This is a genomic window from Herbiconiux dendrobii (assembly GCF_052048175.1).
Classification (GTDB): Bacteria; Actinomycetota; Actinomycetes; order Actinomycetales; family Microbacteriaceae; genus Herbiconiux.
In genome coordinates, this window is the sequence record NZ_JBLZQV010000001.1 from 409101 (window position 1) to 429135 (window position 20035).

The following is a 20035-nucleotide window of genomic DNA, read 5'->3' on the forward strand; positions in this document are numbered from 1 at the left end:
AAACGTGGTGCATCGGCGGGACCGGGTCGCGGGTTGTCCTTCATGAGCCCGCGCGCAGCAGGCGTGCTGGCGATCGCCGGCTCTCTGGGGCTGGCCGTGCTCGGCGGCTGGCTTCTCGCAGGCCCACCGTGGAGCATCCCGGGAGCCGTCGTCCTGGTCGCCGCGACCATCCTTCTCTCGGTGGGAACCGTCTGGCTCTATCGCCGGTCATGGTCTGAGCCCTGGCCTCCCGACGTGACACCATCGATGCAGAAGCGGATGCGACGGATCCGGGTTCTGCAGGTCGTCAACAGCGTTCTATTCGTCGGCATGGTCGCAGCCGCCATCTCCGCGATCGTCTGCCAAGACTGGACGCAGCTTGCCTATGCGGGGATATTCCTGGTCGTGGGCCTGGGGAACCTCAGCATGAACCGGCGCACAATGCGCTACCTGCGTGAGCTGGAGAGACATCCGGGTTCGGGTCAGTAGGGCGGGAGCCGATCCAGAGCGCGCCGAACGGCCTCGAACTGAACCGGCGTGAGCTGCCCGCTCACGTGATGCTCGAGGGACTGTGCGGATTCGCGGGTCAGCTGCGGGGCCGCGAGGAGGTGCTGCACGCGCCCGATCACGGCCGCCAGCGAATCCGCGACAGCGTCGATCCGCTCGTCGGCGGCGTCGTCGGCAGCGTCGTCGGCGAGGCCGAGGAGAGCGTCGGTGACGACCGCGAGCTGCGCGGCGTCGGGGCCGTCGACGACGCCGAGTCCAGGCCACGCGCCCGGGTCGAGGAACAGTTCGAGCACCACGGCGGCGTCCCGTTCGGCATCGATGAGGCGCACCGGCATGCCCTGCCGGTCGCCGAGTGCCGCGATGTACCCGAGGGCGTAGGCGGGTGTGTCCGCCAGAGGCCCCAGCCGGCGCAGCTCGCCGATCACCGCGCGTCGCTCCTGCAGTTCTGCGATCTGTTCCGCGTATCGCCGGTCGAGGGCGGCGAGTTCGTCTTCGACGTCGACCGCCGGATCGATGCGGCCGAGAGGCACGCCCACGTCCGCGAGCCGCCGAGCTCGCAGCACCCGCACCAGATCGGAGGTGGTGTACAGGCGGTAGCCGTTGGCAGACCGCTCCGGTTCGGGGAGGAGGCCGATCTGGTGGTAATGGCGGAGCGTGCGCACCGTGACACCCGCCAGTCGGGCGAGGTCGCTGCTTCTCACTCCGGTGCCTCGTCTCGCGTGCGGGTCGACGCGGTCAACCACGGCGTCATCCTCCACAGTACAAAGGTCACCGCGGCGATGACGAGAACGGGCACCAGCACGACGGGGCCGGTCGGTGTCGACACGGTCGACAGCTGCCCGGCCAGGATGACCGGCAGCAGAAGAACGGTGTTGTTCGCTGCGTGGATGAGAACGGGCACCTCGAGCCCGCCGGTGCGCTCGGCGAGCACGGCGAAGCAGATCCCGACCGCGATGTAGTACGCCACGGCCCACGGATCGGACGCGCCGTGGATGAGGCCGAACTCCAGAGCCGTGATGGCGGTGGCGACGGCGAACGCCACGACAGGGCGAGCGAACCGCGCTCCGATGGCCCGGAAAACCAACCCTCGGAAGAGATACTCTTCGCCCGCTGACTGCAAAGGGATGGTCACGACGGCGACCGCGCACAGCAGCAGATTGAGCGCCGTCCACTGGGGGAGGCCGGTGCCGAGAACCGGTTGCATCACCAGCGTGTACGCGACCCAGACCGGCAGCACCACGACGGCCGCCCGAGCCAGGATGCGCCATCGGAACCGGCCGGCCAGAGAGGACAACGTCCCCGGCGAGGCCCCGTAGGCGAGCTTCTGCAGCGCCATGCTCACCGGGATGAGAAGGGCGATGAGGATGTTGCCCGCGGCCCAGAATCCGATCGTGAACGACGGATGCGCCGGGTCGAACGGTGTGACGCCGATCGCCGTGTCGACGGCGATTCCGAGCGGCGTCGCGGCCACCGCCAGCAGGAAGAGCAGCGCGAGGATGCCTCCGCCGGCGGCCAGCAGGGTGCGCCAGGGCTGGGGACGGTACCGGAGCGACTGCACGTACCCCGAGAGGCCTGAACGGGTTGCCGACGGTCGGACATTCACAAGAGGTTTCTTCTGGTGGGAGAGGTTCACCTCTTCAGGTAAAACTATGACGTCACGTCGGAGTCAAGGGGTGTCGTGCCGCGAGGCGTCCGATCGTGCTGAGCCATGGCCGGCCGGTCACCTTTTGGGCAAGATCTACGCCGCCCACTTCTCCGCCGAACTCCTCAGCCGCATCGCCTGCCTCCGAGCGGCATCCGAGGCGGCTCGGGGGAGGAGCCTAGGCGTTGCTGCTGGACCGCTCCACGACGATCGCCGGCGCGTCGAAGGGGTCGCTGATCGAGCAGAACACGGCGATGTCCAGGTCGCCGGTGTCAGACATCCAATGGACGTGCATCATGAGTGCGTTCGGGTCGTCGGAGACGTCTGTCGTGATCGTCTCGTCGGCGATGGGGTTGGTATCGGCAGGGTCGAACGGGGCGAAGGTGCCCGTCATGCCCTTGACGGCGGATGCGGACAGCTCCACGCACGACGCGTAGGCCGCCTCGAGGTCGTACGCCGCGGCGGGAGCCGGCGCGGTCGTCGGTGCCTGTGTCGGAGACGGTGACGGTGGGGCCGTCGGGGTGCCTGCGGATGTGGGTCGCGGGGTGGCTGTGGCGGTGGGGGCCGGGCTCGGCCCGGGAGAGGCGGTGCACCCCGCCACGAGAACCACCGCGCTCACCAGGGCGGCGGCGAAAGTGGGGCGCAGGATGCGGTGAAGACTCATGCTGCGAGCGTACGACGATCGTCGATTTCGGCCCGTCCGATGTTCCCGTCGAACGCCCTCCTCTGGAAAGGCGCCGAACCGGAAGACGGGCCGCCGTGGTTCGCTTCGGCGTCGAGTATGAGCCTGTGGGTGCTGCGACGACGGTTCGTCGCACGCGGGTCAGTACCCGGTCAGCGGCAGTCCGGGCGCGGGAGTGACGACGCTCGACGATGTGGCCGGGTCCCAGTAGATGAGGGAGGCGCTTGCTGACCCGAGTCCGGCGTCTTCGGGGTTCCAGACCGGGAAGTCGACGACGAACTCGAATCGCCCGGCCGGCAGGCGAGACTCGCCCGGGTCGGTGAAGTACGCCTGCTCGATGTTCGGAAAACTCAGCCGCGGAGCCCACGACGAACTGATGGTGCGCACGTTGTAGTAGGGCATGCCGCGGATCGTCACGTATCCGCTCTTGCCCTCGCCCTCCCATCCGCTCGGGATGGTGACCACCAGCGTCGCCCTCGACTGCGAGACGGTCACCGACGTCGGTACCCAGAGAAGGGTCGCTGCGCCCCCACCGTCTGAGGCCGCCGCCAGCGGCGCGGCCACCGCGACCGCCAGCACGGGTGCCGCCCACACTCCGGCCGTCACCACCGCTCGCCGGGTGACTCCATCGGCAATTCCGTCACCGTCTCGTGAGGCGGCGCTGCTTGGCTCAGCCATGGATCGAGTCTAGTGACGCGCCTGCGCGCACGCACTAGTACTGGCTCTCAGTCATCACCAGCGCTGGATGCTGGAACGAGGCCGGCGGCGGTCCGCCGGCGTCGTCGTGACGGGAGCGCGCGACGGTGGCGGCATCGGTCACGTCGTCGGCGTCCTCGTCCCCGCTCGACGCTCGGCGCTTCTGAGCGGCGTAGGCCTCAGGCAGCGCCGTCGCCGTCGGCGCCGCGCTCGGCCTCGCGAGCTGCGGACAGGGTCTGGAACGCCGTCTGGATGTGCATGGTCATCGCCGCGCGTGCAGCGGCCTGGTTCCCGTCGAGGATGTACCGGGCGATGTGGCCGTGTTCGATGACCGCCTGCTCGATGGCGCCGGGCACCTCATCGGTGGCCCTCCTGATCTCGACCAGGGTGCTAGCGACGGCGTCCAGCGCAGCCGCGTAGGCGGTGTTGTGCGAGGCCCGGGCGATCGCCGCGTGGAATTCGACGTCACGGCGGTAGGTGCCCGACTGCGAGGTCGCGGCATCCTCGTAGCGGCGCAACGCCTCCAGAATCGACGCGCGATCGTCGTCGTCCGCCCGCTCGGCCGCGCGGGCGGCCGCATCCGTCTCGAGCAGCATGCGGAACTCGTACAGGTCGTCGATCGCGCTGTCGGCCAGAAGCGACGAGAGGTTCTGCCCCTCGAGCGCCGAGCGGCCGTCGATGCGCAGCACGGTCGTTCCGCGGCCCGGCCGCACCTCGCAGATGCCGCGGGCCACGAGCGACTGGATGGCCTCGCGAACGGTGTTGCGCCCGACGCCGAAGTTCTCCATGAGCTCGCGTTCCGGCGGCAGCTTGTCGCCGACCCGGTACTCCCCGGCGGCCACCGCGGCCATCAGTTGCGCCGCGACCGACTGCGAAAGCGTCTGTCTCACGATTGTGTCTCTGATTCCTCGTCGTCGGAGGCGGAAGCGGAAGCCGCGATCCTGGATCGGTCGAATGTGCGTCGGGTGATCGCGGTCACCGAGTGGTGACCGGCGATCCGCCTTCCGCGAGATGCCTGACTTCGGCGATCGTAGCCGACGATGTGTCGCCCGGGGTGGACATCACCAGGGCGCCGTGCGCGATCGCCAACGCCAGTGAGTGCGCGAGGACGTCTTCCGACAGCGCTCCGTAGATCAGACCAGCCGCGAACCCGTCGCCTCCACCCACGCGATCGAAGATCTCGAGCGGCTCGACGGGGGCCACGCTGCAGAAGCCTTCATCCCGCACCCAGCCGATGCCGCCCCAGGAGTTGCGCGAGGCCGAGTGCGCGATCCGGACCGGTGTGGCTGCTCCGCGCAACCGAGGCAGGTGCGCCGAGATGCCCTCCACCATCGCCCGGAACGAATCCGGTCCCGGCGGCATCCCATCGGTCGGCAGGCGCCAGCCCGGGACCGCCCGTGCGATGTCGCCGTGATTGGCGAAGAGCAGATCGACGTGGCCCAGGATCTCCTCGAAGACCGAGGCGTGCCCGCCGCGTTCCATGGTGTTGCGCCACAGACTCGGCCGGTGGTTCACGTCGAACGACACGATAGTGCCCCAGCGATTGGCCGCTTCGACGGCTTCGAGGGTCAGCTGGGCGGTGGTAGGGGAGAGCGAGGCGAACACCCCGCCGGAGTGCAGCCAGCGCACTCCTCGACGCCCAAACAGGTCGTCCCAGTCGAAGTCGCCAGGAACGAGCTGGGACGCCGCGGTGTGCCCGCGGTCGTACACGCCGAGAGCTCCGCGCTGGCCGTAGCCGCGCTCAGTGAAGTTCAGGCCGTTGCGGACGGATGTGCCCACCCCGTCCGACTCCCGCCAACGGATCAGGTCGGTCGCGACACCGGCGCCTCGGATCCGATTCCGGATGAGCACGCCCATCTCGTTCTCCACGAGAGCCGTCGCCACCGCACTCCGCAGCTCGAAGGCGTTGCTCGCGGCGTGCGCCACGTTGTACTCGCCGCCGCCGATGTGCACGTCGAAGGTCTGTGCATCCCTCAGGCGGGCGTCGCCCGGATCCAGCCGCAGCATGACCTCGCCGAGCGAGACGACGTCGAACTCGCACTCGGCGGCCGGTCGCGCCCGGATCACGCGCTGGCTCCATCGCGTGCGAGGGCCGCCTCGGCCCGTTCCATGGTTCTGCGCAGAGCCGCGGTGCGGGCCACCGGATCGCCGTCGGCAGCCGTGCCGACCATCCAGGCGCCCCCGACGGCCTCGACGTTCGGCAGGGCGAGGAAGGCCTCGAAGTTGTGGGCCGACACCCCGCCGGTCGCCGTGAAGGCCACGTCGGGGAACGGGCCGGAGAGCGCCGTGAGCACCGGCTCGCCCCCGGATGCCACGGCCGGGAAGAACTTGAGATGACGAAGCCCCCGTGCGGCGGCCGCCAAGACCTCGGTGGCGGTGACCGTGCCGGGGAGGTAGAGCATGCCGCGCTCGGCGCACTCCTCGTGCAGCTCGCCCGAGAAACCGGCGCTGACGATGGCTCGAGCTCCCTCCTCTTGCGCGCGCACGACGTCGAACCGGCTGCGTGCGGTTCCTGCGGCGACCTCGATGCCGGACTCGGCCAGCACGCGAATCGCATCGAAGGCGAAGTCGTTGCGCAGGAGGACCTCCACCGAGCGCAGCCCGGCACCGTGGCACACCTCGGCCAGTTCCTGCGTGGCGCGTTCGTCGGCCAGGGTCACAACGGGCAGCAGGCCGCCGGCTGTGAACGATCGGATGTCGACCGCATCGTCGCGGACAGGCATATGAACCTCATTTCATCAACGAAAGGTAGGATAAAGCCTACGTCGGTGGAGTGGCAACTCTAACCCACGCGATCCGCCTCTCGCATAGGCCTTCGACTGCGAAGACGCGGAAAAATGCCGAACTTGTCAACGGATCGTGGGTGCTGTACGGTCATCCCATGCTCAGCAATGGTGCGACATACTCCCGTCGCCGTTCGACAAAAGGTGGGATGTTTACGTGACTACCGCAACGGTGACCGACACGATCCTCGAGGTGAAGGATGTTTCCAAGCGCTTCGGCGCCAACCTCGTGCTGCAGGGTGTGAGCTTCGAGCTCCGTGCCGGGGAGGTGCACGCTCTGCTCGGCGAGAACGGTGCGGGCAAGTCCACGCTGATGAAGATCATCGCGGGCGTCTACGAGCCGGATGCGGGGGAGATCCTGCTCCGCGGTGCCCGCACCGACTTCCGCGACCCCGGCCAGGCGGTCACCGCCGGCATCAGCACGGTCTATCAGGAGCTGAACCTCATCCCCTCGCTCAGCGCCGCGAGCAACATCATGCTCGGCCGGGAGGAATCCACCGCGCTCTTCCTGCACGAGCGGCAGATGCGCGCCGCCGCTGCGGCGGCGCTGACCGAGATCGGCTCCCGGGCCAAGCCGGGCACGATCGTCGAGACGCTGTCCACCGGTGAACGGCAGCTCGTCGAGATCGCCCGCGCCCTCTCGTCCGAGTCGAGCGTGATCATCATGGACGAGCCGACCGCCGCGCTCTCCAGCGGTGAGATCGAGACCCTGCACCGCTCCATCCGTCAGCTGCAGAGCCGGGGCATCTCGGTGGTCTACATCTCGCACAAGCTCGACGAGGTGTTCCGCATCGCCGATCGGGTCAGCATCCTGCGCGACGGTGCCCTCGTGCGCACCCTGGACACGGGGGAGACGACCCGCGATGAGGTCGTCTCGCTCATGCTCGGCCGGGAACTGCGCAAGGAGATGGCCCACCAGGCCGACGAGCGCCGCTTCAACGATGCCGACGGCGCCCGGCTCGCGCCGGTGCTGAGGGTGGAGGGCCTCACCGTCCCCGGCAAGATCGAGGACGTCACGTTCGAGGTCGGCCCCGGGGAGATCCTCGGGTTCGCCGGGCTGGTCGGCGCCGGGCGCACCGAGACCATGCGCGCCATCGTGGGTCTCGAGCGCATCAGGTCGGGAACCGTGCAGGTCGCCGGCCGCCGGCTCAGGGCGCGCAGCCCCCGGGCCGCCCAGAACCGCGGCGTCGTGCTCATCCCGGAGGATCGCAAGACCCAGGGCCTGCTCCTGGACCTCTCGGTCGAGGCGAACATCGCCCTGCCGCACCTGCGCTCGCTCAGTTCCGCCACCTGGGTGCGCCGTCGAGCGCTCAAGACCTTGGTGCAGCAGTGCATCGAGCGCTTCGACGTGCGCCCCACCACGCCCAAGACCTCGGTGCGGCTGCTGAGCGGCGGCAATCAGCAGAAGGTACTGATCGGCCGCTGGCTGCTGCGCTCGCACACCGTTCTCATCTTCGACGAGCCCTCCAAGGGCGTCGACGTCGGCGCCCGCGCCGGAATCTGGCAGATGATCCGCGACGTGGCGGCCCAGGGAACGGCGGTCGTCGTGGTCTCGTCCGAGACCGAAGAGCTCATCGCGCTGGCCGACCGCATCGTCGTGATGAAAGAAGGCCGCGTGTCGGCCGCACTCGAAAACCGAAACCTAAGCGAAGACGAGGTCATGCAGCATGCCTTCTAACGACCAAGCCACCCTCGAACGGCCCGTGAGCGCGCCGCCGAGCGTGAGCAGGATCACCAACCGCACCCGGGCCCTCAGCCTGCTCACGAAGTCGCAGTCGATCTTCGGGCTGCTGCTCGTGTGCATCGTGTTCAGTGTGCTCACCGACTCGTTCTTCACCGAGTACAACCTGCTGAACGTGCTGCGGCAGAGCGCCGTCACCGGAATCCTCGCCGCCGGCATGACCTTCGTCATCATCTCCGGGGGCATCGACCTTTCGGTCGGCTCGGTCGTGGCGGTGTCGGGCGTGTTCGCCGCGGGCCTGATGCGCGACGGGGTGCCGGTTCCGCTGGCCATCCTGGTCGCCATCGCCATCGGCCTGGTGTTCGGGGCGATCAACGGGATCGCGATCGCGATCTTCAAGATCCCTCCCTTCATCGCGACGCTCGGAACGATGACGATCGGATCGAGCATCGCGCTCGCCTACACGCAGGGTCTGCCGATCAGCGGCCTGCCGAAGGAGTTCACCTACCTCGGCCAGGGTTCGATCGGACCGATCCCGGTGCCGATCGTGATCGCCGCCGTGGTGATCATCCTTGTCGCCATCGTGCTCTCGCGCACCATCGTCGGCCGCTACGCCTTCGCGCTCGGCGGCAACGAGAAGGCCACCTACCTCTCCGGCGTCAGCACCACCCGCTGGAAGATCACGATGTACGCGCTGCTCGGCGTGCTCGGCGGTATCGCCGGCGTGCTGCTCGCGGCCCGTCAGAACTCGGGCCAGCCGAACGCCGGTACCGGAATCGAGCTCAGCGTTATCGCCGCGGTCGTCATCGGGGGCACCAGCCTCTCCGGCGGGCGAGGTTCGGTCTGGGGCGCCGTCATCGGCACCCTGCTCATCACCGTCATCAACAACGGTCTCAATCTCCTCAACGTCTCCCCCTACTACCAGGGGTTGTTCGTCGGAGGGCTCATCCTGCTCGCAGTAGGACTCGACTGGAGGAATAGGAAGAAAGATGAATAGCATCACAGCACGCAAGCGGATGATCGGCAGTGCTGCCGGTCTCACCGCCCTGGTCACCCTCGCCGCGCTCTCCGGCTGCTCGTCATCGGGCGGTTCGGGAAGCACGGATGCCGCCGGCGACGACGCCGTCGTCATCGCGCAGACCATCCCCACCCTCGACGACCCCTGGTACGTCGCGTTCTCGGACGGTTCGAAGGCCATGGCGGATGCTCTCGGCGTCTCGCTCGAGCAGGTCACGAACCCGCCCACCACGCCGTACGACCCGGGAGCTCAGATCAGCGTGATCGAAAACCTGATCGCGGGCTCGCCCGACGTCATCCAGATCGACCCGACCAGCACCGACGGCATCAACGGTGCGATCGACGAGGCCCGCAACCAGGGCATCCCGGTCGTCACCGACGGCATCCACGTCACCACCGACGTAGACGCCTCGGTGGTGGCCGACAACCTGCAGGGCGGGCAGTTCGCCGGCGAGTACATGGCCGAGGCGCTCGGATCAGCCGGCGGCAGCGTGGCGGTGCTCGAGGGCCAGCCGGGCCGCGACATCGTGCAGCAGCGAAAGGACGGCTTCGACGAGGGGCTCTCCTCGAACGCGGCGGCCGAGATCGTCTCCTCGCAGGTCGCCGACCACACCCGTGAGGGCGGCCAGCGCGTCACCGAGAACGTGCTGCAGGCCAACCCCGACCTCACCGCCATCTGGGCGGCCGCCGACACCATGTCGATGGGCGCGCTCGAAGCGCTGAAGACGAACGGGCTCGAGGGCAAGGTGCTGCTGGGCGGCTTCAACGGCGACCCGGAGGCGCTGCAGGCAATCAAGGACGGCACCATGCTGTTCACGATCGACCAGGTGCCCTACGAGATGGGTGCGGTCTCGATCGCCCTGTCGTACCTGCTCGCCACCGGCGGGGACGTCGAGCCCGACACCACGCTGGAGACCAAGGTGGTCGACAAGAACAACGTCGACGACTACCTGGCGAACGCCGATGCGGCCCGTGCCGCGACGATCGAGTCGGTACTCGCACAGTACAAGCTGACCGCCAAGTAACAACCCGCTGTACCCGTCCGGGGGTGCGATCGCGTGCCGATCGCACCCCGGACCCCAGAAAGGAGAGTCCTCGTGGCTCGGCAATTGCTCTTCCGCGGCGACAGGGTCGTCGACATCCAGCCCGTCGAGATCGGCGCACCCGGCGACGGAGAGGTGCTGATCGGCATCGGCGCCGCCGGTGTCTGCGGCAGCGATCTGCACTACCTGTTCCGGGTGCCGGCCGCCGAACGCGGCAAGCCCCGTCTCGGCGTCACCATCAACCCCGACGCGGTGCCGGGCCACGAACCTGCCGGAACGGTATTGCAGGCCGGGGCGGGCACGCGTAAGTTGCGGGCGGGCGACCGCGTGGTGGTGCACCACATCTCGGGCTGCGGCATCTGCGACTGGTGCATCCGCGACCTGCCGATGCACTGCCCCGACAAGAACACCTACGGTTTCGACATCGACGGCGCCTTCGCCGACTCGATGCTGGCCAAGGAGAAGGACTGCGTGCGCATCCCCGACGCACTCAGCACCGCGGCCGCCAGTTATCTCGCGTGCGGCGCCGGAACCGCCTACAACGCTGTGAAGAAGCTCGGCACCACCGCGACCGACCGCATCGTGATCGTCGGGCTCGGGCCGGTCGGCCTCGCCGCCGTGCAGTTCGCCGCCGCCCGCGGCGCGCAGGTGATCGCCGTCGACCCCTCGGCCGAACGCCGCGAGCTCGCGCGTCAGGTCGGCGCCGATCTGCTGATCGATCCGATCGCCGAAGACGCCCTGGCGCTCGTGCGGGCCTTCACCGACGGCCGGCTCGGCACCGTCGGCATCGACTGCTCCGGCAACGGCGCCGCCCGCCGCTCCCTGCTCGACCTCGTCGGGCCGTGGGCCCGCGTGGCCTTCGTGGGCGAGGGCGGCGACGTTACCATCGACGTCAGCCAGCAGATCATCCACAAACAGATCACCCTGATCGGATCGTGGGTGTTCGGGCTGCACGAGCTCGCCGAGGCCATGCAGTACGTGGCCGACCGCGGCATCGACCTCGACCAGCTCATCACCGACCGATTCGACATCACCGAGGCGCAGGCGGCGTTCGACGTCGCCGACGGCGCCGCCAGCGGAAAGGTCATCATCACCATGGAGGCACAGCGATGAAGATGCTCATCAACGGCGACTGGATCGCGTCCAGCGACGGCCAGGAGATCGAGATCGACAACCCGGCTACGGGCGAGAAGCTCGACGTCGTCCCCCGGGCGACGGATGCCGATGTCGACACCGCGGTCGCCGCGGCCGTCGAGGGTGTGCGGGTCAACAGCCGCGTGCCCGCGCACGAGCGCTACCGCTACCTCACCGAGACCGCCCGGCTCATCCTGGAGAACCTCGACGAGCTCGTTCCGCTGCTCGTGGCCGAGAACGGCAAGTCCGTCACCTGGGCCGACTTCGAGCTGCGCAAGGGTGCCGAGGTGTTCCAGACGATCGCCGAGCGCGTGAAAGACCCGCAGGGCGCCTCGTATCCGATGGACAGCATGTTCAACGCCGAGTCGGCCATGTCGATGGTCTACAAGCAGGCCCTCGGCGTGATCGGCGCCATCGTGCCCTTCAACTTCCCGGTCGAGTTGTTCGCCTACAAGGTCGCCGGCGCACTCGCGGGCGGCAACGCGGTCGTCGTGAAGCTCCCCGAGGACTGCCCGCTCAGCTGTCTCCGGATCGGCGAGCTCCTGCTGCAGGCGGGTACGCCCAAGGGGTCCTTCCACCTGCTCACCGGCTACGGGCACGAAGCGGGTGCGGCGATCGTGCGGCATCCGGATGTCGCGATGATCTCGTTCACCGGCAGCACCGAGGTGGGCAAGGAGATCGCCTCGATCGCCGGCCGGCGGCTCAAGCGCGTGTCGCTCGAGCTCGGTGGCAATGACCCCGTGATCGTGTTCGACGACGTCGACGTGCACGCGGTCGCCCAGGCCATCGCGCGCGGGCGGATGACCGTCGGCAACGGCCAGGCCTGCGTGGCCGACAAGGTGTGGATGGTGCACGAGGACATCGCCGACGCCTTCGCGGAGGCCGCGGCCGACGTGGCCCGCACTCTGGTGTTCGGCGACCCGGTCGATCCCGGAGTGGATGTCGGCCCGCTGATCACCGAGTCGGCGGCCGACCGGGTGCTCGCCCAGGTGGCCCAGGCCGTCGAGGAGGGCGCGGAGATCGTGGTCGGTGGCAAACGATTCGGCACCCGGGGGGTCGAGCCGACCATCCTGAAGAACGTGCCGCAGGATTCCGTGCTGGTCACCGACGAGTGCTTCGGGCCGGTCGTGCCGATCGTCACCTTCTCGACCGAGGACGAGGCGATCGAGATCGCGAACCGCTCCCGCTACGGCCTGCAGGGTGCCGTGTTCACCAACGATATCGGCCGCGCGCTGCGCGTGGCCGACCAGCTCGAGGTGGGTGGTGTCGTAATCAACGGATCGTCGTGCTTCCGGCCGGGCAACATCCCCTACATGCCCCGCAAGGAGAGCGGGCTCGGCTCGGACAACATGTTCCATGCCATGGAGGAGATGACCGCCGGCAAAGCCGTGGTCTTCAACGGAGTGCGAGTGGGGGCGGGATACGTATGAAGATCACGAAGATCGAGACCTTCCACCTGTTCGTCGAGACGCCGAACGCGTTCTACTCCTCGCAGGGGCGTTTCGGCAACCGCAAGAGCCTGTTGGTGCGGGTGGAGAGCGACTCCGGCCTGGTCGGCTGGGGCGAGGGCGGCCAGTACGGCCCGGCCGCCCCGGTCGCCAGCTGCGTGAACGACGTCTTCGCGCCGATGCTGATCGGCGAGCACCTCGAGGCGCCCCAGGTGCTGTGGGAGAAGCTGTTCTCGCGCATCCGCGACTTCGGCAGCCGCGGCCCGTTCATGGATGCCATCAGCGCGCTCGACATCGCGTTCTGGGATCTCACCGGCCAGGAGCTCGGCGTGCCGGTGCATCGCGTCATCGGGGGCGCGCGCCGCGACTCGGTGCACGCGTACGGCACCGGCTTCTACGCGCCGGCCGACGATCCCTTCTCGGTCGACGAGAAGCGGATCCGCGAGGAGTGCGATCGCAAGCTGGGTGACGGCTTCGACGCCATGAAGGTGAAGATCGGGCTGCTCTCGATGGCCGACGACCGACGCCGACTCGAGATCATCCGCGAACACCTCGGCGCGGGCATCCGTCTGGCTGTCGACGCCAACCATGCCTACAACGCCACGACCGCCATCCAGGTCGCCCGGATGCTCGCCGACTTCGACGTGCTCTGGTTCGAGGAGCCGGTCGTCCCCGAGGACAAGGACGCCTACCGACGCGTGCGCGAGGCCTCACCGGTGCCGATCGCGGGCGGCGAGTGCGAGCACACCCGGTTCGGCTTCAACGAGCTGATCGCGGGCGGCTGCGTGGACATCGCCCAGCCCGACCTGGGCGTGGCCGGAGGCATCTCGGAATGGCAGCAGATCCAGACCCTCGCCGGTGTGGCCGGCGTCTCGGTCATCCCGCACGTCTGGGGCTCCGGCGTGGCGCTCGCCGCCGCTCTGCAGGTGCTCGCGGCGACACCGCTGAACCCCTACACGGTGAACCCGGTGCCGTTCCAGAACGCCCCGGTTCTCGAGTTCGACACCACCGACAACCCACTGCGTTCCGAGGTGATGGTCGAGTCGTTCGACCTCGTCGACGGCGCCGTGGCCGTGCCGCAGGGCCCGGGGCTGGGTGTGACGGTCGACGAGGACGCGGTTCGGCGGTACGCGATATGAGCGAGCGGATGCGGTCCGTCGTGCTCGAACGACCCGGTGTGCTGACCCTCGCCCAGAGCGATGTGCCCGTGCCCGACGCCGGCGACGTGCTGGTGCGGGTCGAGGCCGTGGGCGTCTGCGGCTCCGACGTGCACTGTTACCGGCACGGGAACATCGGCTCGCTCCGGATGGATGCTCCGATCGTTCTCGGGCACGAGGCATCCGGAGTGGTCGTGGCGGTGGGGGAGGGTGTCGACGCCGCGCGCCTAGGAGCGCGGGTCTCGCTCGAGCCCGGCCGCCCCTGCCTCGCCTGCGTCGATTGCCTGCGCGGGCACTACAACCTGTGCCGGCGGATGCGGTTCTTCGCGGCGCCGCCCACCGACGGCGCGTTCCGCGAGTTCATCACGCTGCCGTCGATCTTCGCGCACGACATCCCCGAGGCCATCGGCTTCGAGGCGGCCGCGCTGCTGGAGCCGGTGTCGTGCGCCATCCATTCCACGCGACAGGCCCGGATCGGCCTCGGCTCGCGGGTTCTGATCTCGGGCGCGGGCCCGATCGGTCTGCTGCTGGTCCAGCTCTCGAAGGCGCTGGGCGCGAGCGAGATCGTGATCAGCGATCCGCATGCCGAGCGGCTGCAGACGGCACTGGGCCTCGGCGCAACCCGCACGCTCCTCTCCTCGGAGCCGATCGACGCGCTCTTCGACGCGTTCATCGACGCGAGCGGAGCATCCGCGGCCATCCACGCGGGAATCACGGCGCTCGACCGACTCGGCGTGGCGGTGCTCGTCGGCATCGGCGACTTCGACGTCGCCGTGCCCGTCGAACACATCCTGAGCAATGAGATCGTGCTCACCGGAAGCTTCCGCTACCGCGACACCTGGCCCCTGGCCATCGACCTGGTCGCGTCCGGCCGGGTCGATGTCGAATCGCTGATCACCGCCCGTTTCGGCCTCGACGACACCGAGCAGGCGCTGACCACGACCAAGGCGCCCGGCAACATCAAATCGATCGTCTACCCCACCGTGCGGCGGCTGAGCGGCGACGCTCCCGCCCCTGCCGGCGAAGGAGCTGCAGCATGACCATAACGACCCGAGACTTCACCGGGATGCGCGTCGCCGTGACCGGCGCCGCTGGCGGCATCGGCCGCGAGATCTGCCGCCAGCTACTCGAGGCCGGCGCCACCGTCTACGGCCTCGACCGCGCGCCCGAGGGCAAAGTTCCTGAGGGCGTCACGCCCGTGGCCGTCGACATCACTTCAGAGGAGTCGATCGGCGCCGTGGTGCAGTCGATCTACGGTTCCGGCGATGGGCCGGTCAACCTCATCACGGCGGCCGGCATCGTCGAGGACGACGTGAAGGCCGAAGACATGTCGGCCGAGCAGTTCCAGGCCATCCTGGCCGTCAATCTGGTGGGGGTCTTCCTCTCCTGCCAGGCCTTCGCGCGCGAATTGATGACCCGCGGAGGCGGGGCGATCGTGAACATCGCGTCGATGTCGGGCACGCAGGTGGTCAACCTGCCGCAGCACCAGGTGGCCTACAACGTGTCCAAGGCGGGCGTCGCCGCGCTGACCCGGACTCTCGCCGTCGAGTGGGGCGACCGGGGCGTGCGGGTGAACGCCATCTCGCCCGGGTACGTGAACACCCCGCTGCTGGCGCTCAAGCAGCACCAGTTCGACGAGTGGCAGCGCAAGATCCCGATCTCCCGCTTCGCCGAGCCGCGCGAGGTCGCCGCGACCATCCTCTTCCTGCTCAGCGACGAGGCGAGTTACTTCAACGGCTCCGACGTGCTGATGGATGCCGGATACTCGCTCACCTGACCACTGCGCCGGGCTCGCGTGGTGGCGGGCCCGGCGCAGTTCACCCCTGCGATCGAGGACGATCGTGCCGGCGATGAGAATCGCCGGCCGCACTGAAAGAGGACTGACGTGTCGACACCGTGGTTGATAGCCGCCTTCGTGGTGGTATTCGTGGGCATAGCCCTTCTGATCGTGCGGGTGAAGATCAACCCCGCTCTCGCCCTGTTGCTCGGTACCATCGTGCTGGGCATCGCTTCCGGGATGTCGTTCACCGACATCGTGACCGGCATCAACGAGGGATTCGGTGGCTTGATGGCCGAGGTCGGCCTGCTGATCAGCCTCGGTGTGATCATGGGCTTCCTGATGTCGGGCTACGGCGCCGTGCAGAGAATAGTGCAGGGCATCCTGAAGCTGTTCGGCTCGCGCGGCTCGCCCTACGCTTTCAGCCTGACGCTCTCCAGCGTCACCCCCGCGATCTACTTCGACGTGCTGCTCGTGCTCGTCGCCCCGATCGCGCGCACGGTGGCTCGCCGCTCGGGCCGGCCGATCGCCACCGTGGCCGGCCCGGTCGCGCTGGGTCTCGCGGCGGGCAACGCCCTCGTTATCCCGGGTGCGGCGATGCTCGCGTACCTCGGCACGCTCAAGCTGTCGGCCGCCGAGATGCTGCTGCCCGCCTTCGCCGTCTCCCTTCCCGCGGTCGCCCTCACCACTTTCCTGTACCTGCTGCTGATCGAGCGCTTCCGCTGGTGGAACGTCGCACGCGACGAAGACGCCGAGGCGGCCGCCCTCGAGCCTGAGGCCCAGCCCGAGGCATCCGCCGTCCCCCTGCCCTCGATGGCCGCCGCGCTCGCGCCGATCGTGGTGGTGCTCGCCCTGATCCTCGCCGACATCATCGCCGCGCTGGTCGGCGTGCAGTCCGACGTGCTCGACTTCGTCGGCAGCCCGATCATCGCCCTGCTCGCCGGTGCGCTGACCGCCCTCGGCATCACCGTCGCCAAGAAGGGTCTCGTGGCACAGGGCAAAGAGGTCGACAAGGCGTTGGAGACCGTCGGCACGATCCTCGTGGTGACGGCGGTGGCCGGATCGCTCGGCGCCATCATCGCGGGCACGGGTATCCAGGAGGTGCTGGCGGGACTGTTCGAGGCCAACCAGACCGTCCCTCTGCTCGCGGTCTGGCTCATCGCGGCCCTGCTCCGGATGGCCATCGGCGGCCAGACCGTCTCGGGCATCACGGCGATCGGCATCATCGCGCCGCTGATCCCGGATCTCGGTCTCTCGCCGATCCTCGTCGTGCTGGCCGCCGGTGCGGGCGGCTGCTTCGGCGGTCAGTTCAGCGACAACGCCTTCTGGATGCTGCGCAGCCTGTTCGGCCTCACCACCCGCGGCGCGCTGAAGACCTACACGCTCTCGCAGTCGATGCTCTCGATCGTGGTGCTCGCATTCGTGTTGGTCATCGACATCTTCGTCTGACCGAATCGGCTATTCGTCAGTTCTCACGGAGCGTCGAATGAAGCTCGTATGTGGTCCGGACTAAGGGAGTGACGAGTATGGGGTCTGCGCCGATGACCTTCGGGGGTTTCCTTCCGGAGGATGCGCCCGATCCGCGGCTCGCGCAGGCGGAGAAGATCAAGCTCATGCCGGTGCCGTTGATGGGGCTCGTGCCGCAGTCATCACTCGACGACGTGCATCTGGAAAGCACGATGTCGTCGCACGGCACGAGCGGGATGTCGCAGATGGCGGTGCCTGCGGTCGAGATCGACACCGACCCCTTCGTGTACGCAATCGGGGTGCAACTCGCCCGCGACACTGTTCTGACTGCCGTGATTCCTCGTGAAGAACTCCAGTACGTGCGCGTCGAGTTCGTCCGGCGTGCGCCGCGACCCGCCCGCCTCTCGACCTGACTGCCACGACGCTGAGCCACGGCACACGCAGCCCAGCAGGCCCAGGGGCATCGCTCGTGAAGGCAACCTCGAGAGGCACTCACTGCCACCCGCGCCGCACGTCTCGCGAGCCGCGTTGACACCGAGGTCGGTCTTGATCTCCCTGCTGTAGGCGGCGGTTACTGACGGCTCGGTGCCGGGTGTGAGCTCGAACAACACGATCGACTGTTGTGACAGCGTGAGCGGGATGCTTCCGGTGCAGGCCCGCCCGAGTTCGTCTGCGTTGAGCAGCACCGCCTCCTACCGCCACGGAGTCGGATAAACTCGAGCAATCGTCGAGTATGGCTTAGCCGCATGAACGACTGAGCCCCGGCGACGTGACCGGAGTCAGAGGTCCACCGGGGCTTTCTGGTGACAATCATACGCGATGGGAAAAGACGGTGTCGATCGAACCTCACGATGTCGCCGTCGCGACGTGGGTGGAGAACTGGCTGGGTGTGCCTCGCTTCTCGGTGTACCTCCGGGCGGCCGGAGAGGGGAAAGCGGCCCTCGAGCTGTACGAGTGGAATGCACAGCTCGGTTCCGCCTTCGCGCATGACCTCGCGCACCTCGAAGTCGGTCTGCGGAACGCTTACGATCGTGCGCTCGAAGCCCATCTCGACCTTTCCGGGCATTGGACGTCGTGCGGCGCAGACGTCTTCGCGCCCCTCCTGCGCACACGGAAATCAGGTGCCCAGGGGCGCTCTCGGGTCGATGTGAATGCGAAGCCACGTGCAGCGCTGGAACGAGCGGTGCGCGAGGCCGGAGGCAGATCGGCGTTACCCGGCAAAGTCATCGCCCAGCTGACATTCGGGTTCTGGAGGTATCTCACCTCAGCCGCGCATGAGGTGACGCTGTGGCGGCCTGCACTGCATCGAGCATTTCCTCCGGGCACCAATCGTGCAGAGGTCGACACTCGGATCGGTCGGTTGCATGAACTCCGCAACCGAGTCGCGCATCACGAGCCATTGCTCGGTCTGGACGCTGCGTCTCTCTATCGCGACCTCATTCATGTCGCCGGGCTCCTCGACACGAGGCTCGGCGGATACATCGGCGCTTCATCCGCGGTGGCGTCGATCCTCGATTCCCGGCCGTCGCCGCCGATCAGTTCCCCGTGACCCCGGCTGCCGCAGCCGGGAGACGGCCTCACGCCGGGCAGCGTTCGGAAGGAATCGTCTTCACCGAACGATTCTCGTTGGGCAGAACAGCCTCGTTCGCGATCTGGATGGTGCTGACCTCGTCGTCGATGAGGGCGAAGACGATCCATCCGCCGTGGCCGTCGGTGATCCCGTAGTAGGGGTAGATCTCGCTCTGGTACATCCCCGTCAGTTCAATGTCGGGGTAGGCCGCGAGAAGTTCGTCCTTGGTCGAATCGATGCCGATGCCGGCGGCGGTCTTCGGCGTCGTCGCTCGATCGTCGGCGAGCGGTGATCCACCGTTTCCGAAGGTGATCGCTGCCGTTGCCATCGGCTCGTCGGGCCCGCCCACGAAGCGCAACCTGAATCCGCTCGGTGCCTGAAGGTCGAGATTGCCGGCCGTACAGAGCGCATCGGTGAAGTCCTCGAAGGTGGAGAGCACCTGACGCTGCTGATCGAACGACGAGCCGAGTTGCACGGGACCGACCCCGTCGAAGGTGATGGTCCAGGTGCTGGGGTCGTCTGGATCGACGGCCGGTGCCGGCGGTGTCGTCGGCTGGGGCGCATCCGGGGTCTCCGTCGGCACGGTCGGGGTCGGCGTGACAGCCGAGGTGGAGGTGGGCGTGACGACCGGGGGAGCGGGATCGTCGAAGGGGCTGGGGATGACGCCCGCGGCCAGTGCGGCGCCCGCCGACCCCACGAGCAGCAGGGCCACGAGCGAGATCGCGACGCCGAGAGCGCGACCGCGGGTGCGGCGCGCGGGGCTGGGGGCCTCGTTCTGACCCGCGCGGCGAAGCACCTCGGCCTTCATGGACGTGAGCATGGAGGTGAGCTCGTCACCGGTCGGTGGATCAGTTCTCATCGTCGGTCACCGCCTTCCGAAGTCGTGCACGTGTGCGGGACACTCGCTTCTTGACCGCCCCCGTGGTGAGGCCGAGCAGCTCGGCCGCCTCGGAGTACGAGCGGCCGTCGATCAGGCAGAGCTCGCAGATGCGGCGATCGAGCGGATCGAGCCGACCGATCTCGTCGAGTACCCAGCGCAGCTGGTCGCGAGCATCCGTGTCGTGGACATCGGCCGTCAGCTCGTCCGGGAGCTCGTCGTGTCGATGCTTCTCGCGTCGCCGCCGGAGGTTGAGGCCGTGGTTGCGGCAGGTCACGAGCAGCCAGGGCAGAAGGGACGAGTCGGGCAGGGTGATCGTGGAACCCTTCTGCCAGATGGTGAAGAAGGTGTCCTGAACGAGCTCTTCGACATCCATCTTGCTCTCGGCCAGAGCCCAGGCGTACCGGGTGACGGATGCTGCGTGCCGGTCGAAGATCGCCGACAACGCCCCTCTGTCGCCGGTGACCAATCGCGCCAACAGGTCGCCATCGGTCATCTCGTTGCCCGTCATACGCACCCCCTCACTATAGGAATGTCGCGCTGGGCCAAAAGGTGACCGACCCGTCGGGAATCAC

General features: G+C 68.2%; 21 protein-coding genes. 12 read left to right on the forward strand and 9 right to left on the reverse strand.

Annotated elements, in window-relative coordinates; genetic code table 11:
- Positions 1-42: 42 nt before the first annotated feature.
- Positions 43-468, forward strand: coding sequence for a hypothetical protein (locus ACN4JJ_RS01890; protein WP_440708211.1), 426 nt, complete (start codon positions 43-45; stop codon positions 466-468).
- Here the strand turns inward: ACN4JJ_RS01890 and ACN4JJ_RS01895 are convergent.
- The 7 genes from ACN4JJ_RS01895 to ACN4JJ_RS01925 all read right to left on the reverse strand — a co-directional run bounded on the left by ACN4JJ_RS01895 (position 462) and on the right by ACN4JJ_RS01925 (position 6229).
- Entirely contained in the window at positions 462-1187 is a 726-nt protein-coding gene (locus tag ACN4JJ_RS01895; RefSeq protein WP_440708212.1) for a MerR family transcriptional regulator, read from the reverse strand. The two genes, ACN4JJ_RS01890 and ACN4JJ_RS01895, sit on opposite strands and share 7 nt — an antisense overlap.
- On the reverse strand, positions 1184-2089 hold the full coding sequence (locus ACN4JJ_RS01900; protein ID WP_440708213.1) for a CPBP family intramembrane glutamic endopeptidase: 906 nt from the start codon (positions 2087-2089) through the stop codon (positions 1184-1186). Before ACN4JJ_RS01900 ends, ACN4JJ_RS01895 begins: the two co-directional genes overlap by 4 nt.
- Before the next feature lie 217 nt (positions 2090-2306).
- The gene (locus ACN4JJ_RS01905; protein ID WP_440708214.1) at positions 2307-2792 is read right to left on the reverse strand and encodes a hypothetical protein; all 486 of its coding nucleotides are present in this window, start codon (positions 2790-2792) and stop codon (positions 2307-2309) included.
- 159 nt (positions 2793-2951) lie between these two features.
- The gene (locus ACN4JJ_RS01910) at positions 2952-3488 is read right to left on the reverse strand and encodes a hypothetical protein (protein WP_440708215.1); all 537 of its coding nucleotides are present in this window, start codon (positions 3486-3488) and stop codon (positions 2952-2954) included.
- A 197-nt stretch (positions 3489-3685) separates the two neighbouring features.
- Positions 3686-4396 carry a FadR/GntR family transcriptional regulator gene (locus ACN4JJ_RS01915; protein ID WP_440708216.1) on the reverse strand — a complete coding sequence of 237 codons (711 nt, stop codon included), beginning with the start codon at positions 4394-4396 and terminating at the stop codon, positions 3686-3688.
- A gap of 85 nt (positions 4397-4481) precedes the next feature.
- On the reverse strand, positions 4482-5573 hold the full coding sequence (locus ACN4JJ_RS01920; protein ID WP_440708217.1) for a PfkB family carbohydrate kinase: 1092 nt from the start codon (positions 5571-5573) through the stop codon (positions 4482-4484).
- Positions 5570-6229 (reverse strand): beta/alpha barrel domain-containing protein, encoded by a 660-nt coding sequence (locus ACN4JJ_RS01925; protein WP_440708218.1) that lies wholly within the window; start codon positions 6227-6229, stop codon positions 5570-5572. Before ACN4JJ_RS01925 ends, ACN4JJ_RS01920 begins: the two co-directional genes overlap by 4 nt.
- Positions 6230-6446: 217 nt before the next feature.
- On the opposite strand from ACN4JJ_RS01925, the gene ACN4JJ_RS01930 reads away from it, so the two are divergent.
- The 11 genes from ACN4JJ_RS01930 to ACN4JJ_RS01980 all read left to right on the forward strand — a co-directional run bounded on the left by ACN4JJ_RS01930 (position 6447) and on the right by ACN4JJ_RS01980 (position 18562).
- On the forward strand, positions 6447-7967 hold the full coding sequence (locus ACN4JJ_RS01930; protein ID WP_440708219.1) for a sugar ABC transporter ATP-binding protein: 1521 nt from the start codon (positions 6447-6449) through the stop codon (positions 7965-7967).
- Positions 7957-8967, forward strand: coding sequence for an ABC transporter permease (locus ACN4JJ_RS01935; RefSeq protein WP_440708220.1), 1011 nt, complete (start codon positions 7957-7959; stop codon positions 8965-8967). Before ACN4JJ_RS01930 ends, ACN4JJ_RS01935 begins: the two co-directional genes overlap by 11 nt.
- Entirely contained in the window at positions 8960-10012 is a 1053-nt protein-coding gene (locus ACN4JJ_RS01940) for a sugar ABC transporter substrate-binding protein (protein WP_440708221.1), read from the forward strand. Before ACN4JJ_RS01935 ends, ACN4JJ_RS01940 begins: the two co-directional genes overlap by 8 nt.
- 72 nt (positions 10013-10084) lie before the next feature.
- On the forward strand, positions 10085-11143 hold the full coding sequence (locus ACN4JJ_RS01945) for a zinc-binding dehydrogenase (RefSeq protein WP_440708222.1): 1059 nt from the start codon (positions 10085-10087) through the stop codon (positions 11141-11143).
- Complete coding sequence (locus ACN4JJ_RS01950) at positions 11140-12594, forward strand: aldehyde dehydrogenase family protein (protein ID WP_440708223.1); 1455 nt, start codon at positions 11140-11142, stop codon at positions 12592-12594. The genes ACN4JJ_RS01945 and ACN4JJ_RS01950 overlap by 4 nt, the downstream gene beginning before the upstream one ends.
- Entirely contained in the window at positions 12591-13751 is a 1161-nt protein-coding gene (locus ACN4JJ_RS01955) for a mandelate racemase/muconate lactonizing enzyme family protein (protein WP_440708224.1), read from the forward strand. The genes ACN4JJ_RS01950 and ACN4JJ_RS01955 overlap by 4 nt, the downstream gene beginning before the upstream one ends.
- Before the next feature lie 8 nt (positions 13752-13759).
- Positions 13760-14809 carry an NAD(P)-dependent alcohol dehydrogenase gene (locus ACN4JJ_RS01960; RefSeq protein WP_440708225.1) on the forward strand — a complete coding sequence of 350 codons (1050 nt, stop codon included), beginning with the start codon at positions 13760-13762 and terminating at the stop codon, positions 14807-14809.
- The gene (locus tag ACN4JJ_RS01965; RefSeq protein ID WP_440708226.1) at positions 14806-15546 is read left to right on the forward strand and encodes an SDR family NAD(P)-dependent oxidoreductase; all 741 of its coding nucleotides are present in this window, start codon (positions 14806-14808) and stop codon (positions 15544-15546) included. Before ACN4JJ_RS01960 ends, ACN4JJ_RS01965 begins: the two co-directional genes overlap by 4 nt.
- 108 nt (positions 15547-15654) lie before the next feature.
- The gene (locus tag ACN4JJ_RS01970; protein WP_440708227.1) at positions 15655-16995 is read left to right on the forward strand and encodes a GntP family permease; all 1341 of its coding nucleotides are present in this window, start codon (positions 15655-15657) and stop codon (positions 16993-16995) included.
- Between the two features lie 92 nt (positions 16996-17087).
- Positions 17088-17426 carry a hypothetical protein gene (locus ACN4JJ_RS01975; RefSeq protein ID WP_440708228.1) on the forward strand — a complete coding sequence of 113 codons (339 nt, stop codon included), beginning with the start codon at positions 17088-17090 and terminating at the stop codon, positions 17424-17426.
- A gap of 419 nt (positions 17427-17845) precedes the next feature.
- Complete coding sequence (locus tag ACN4JJ_RS01980; protein WP_440708229.1) at positions 17846-18562, forward strand: hypothetical protein; 717 nt, start codon at positions 17846-17848, stop codon at positions 18560-18562.
- A 28-nt stretch (positions 18563-18590) separates the two neighbouring features.
- Here the strand turns inward: ACN4JJ_RS01980 and ACN4JJ_RS01985 are convergent, their stop codons facing one another.
- Positions 18591-19442, reverse strand: a complete 852-nt coding sequence (locus ACN4JJ_RS01985) for a hypothetical protein (RefSeq protein WP_440708230.1) — start codon at positions 19440-19442, stop codon at positions 18591-18593.
- Positions 19432-19971, reverse strand: a complete 540-nt coding sequence (locus ACN4JJ_RS01990; RefSeq protein WP_440708231.1) for an RNA polymerase sigma factor — start codon at positions 19969-19971, stop codon at positions 19432-19434. Before ACN4JJ_RS01990 ends, ACN4JJ_RS01985 begins: the two co-directional genes overlap by 11 nt.
- Positions 19972-20035: the final 64 nt, after the last annotated feature.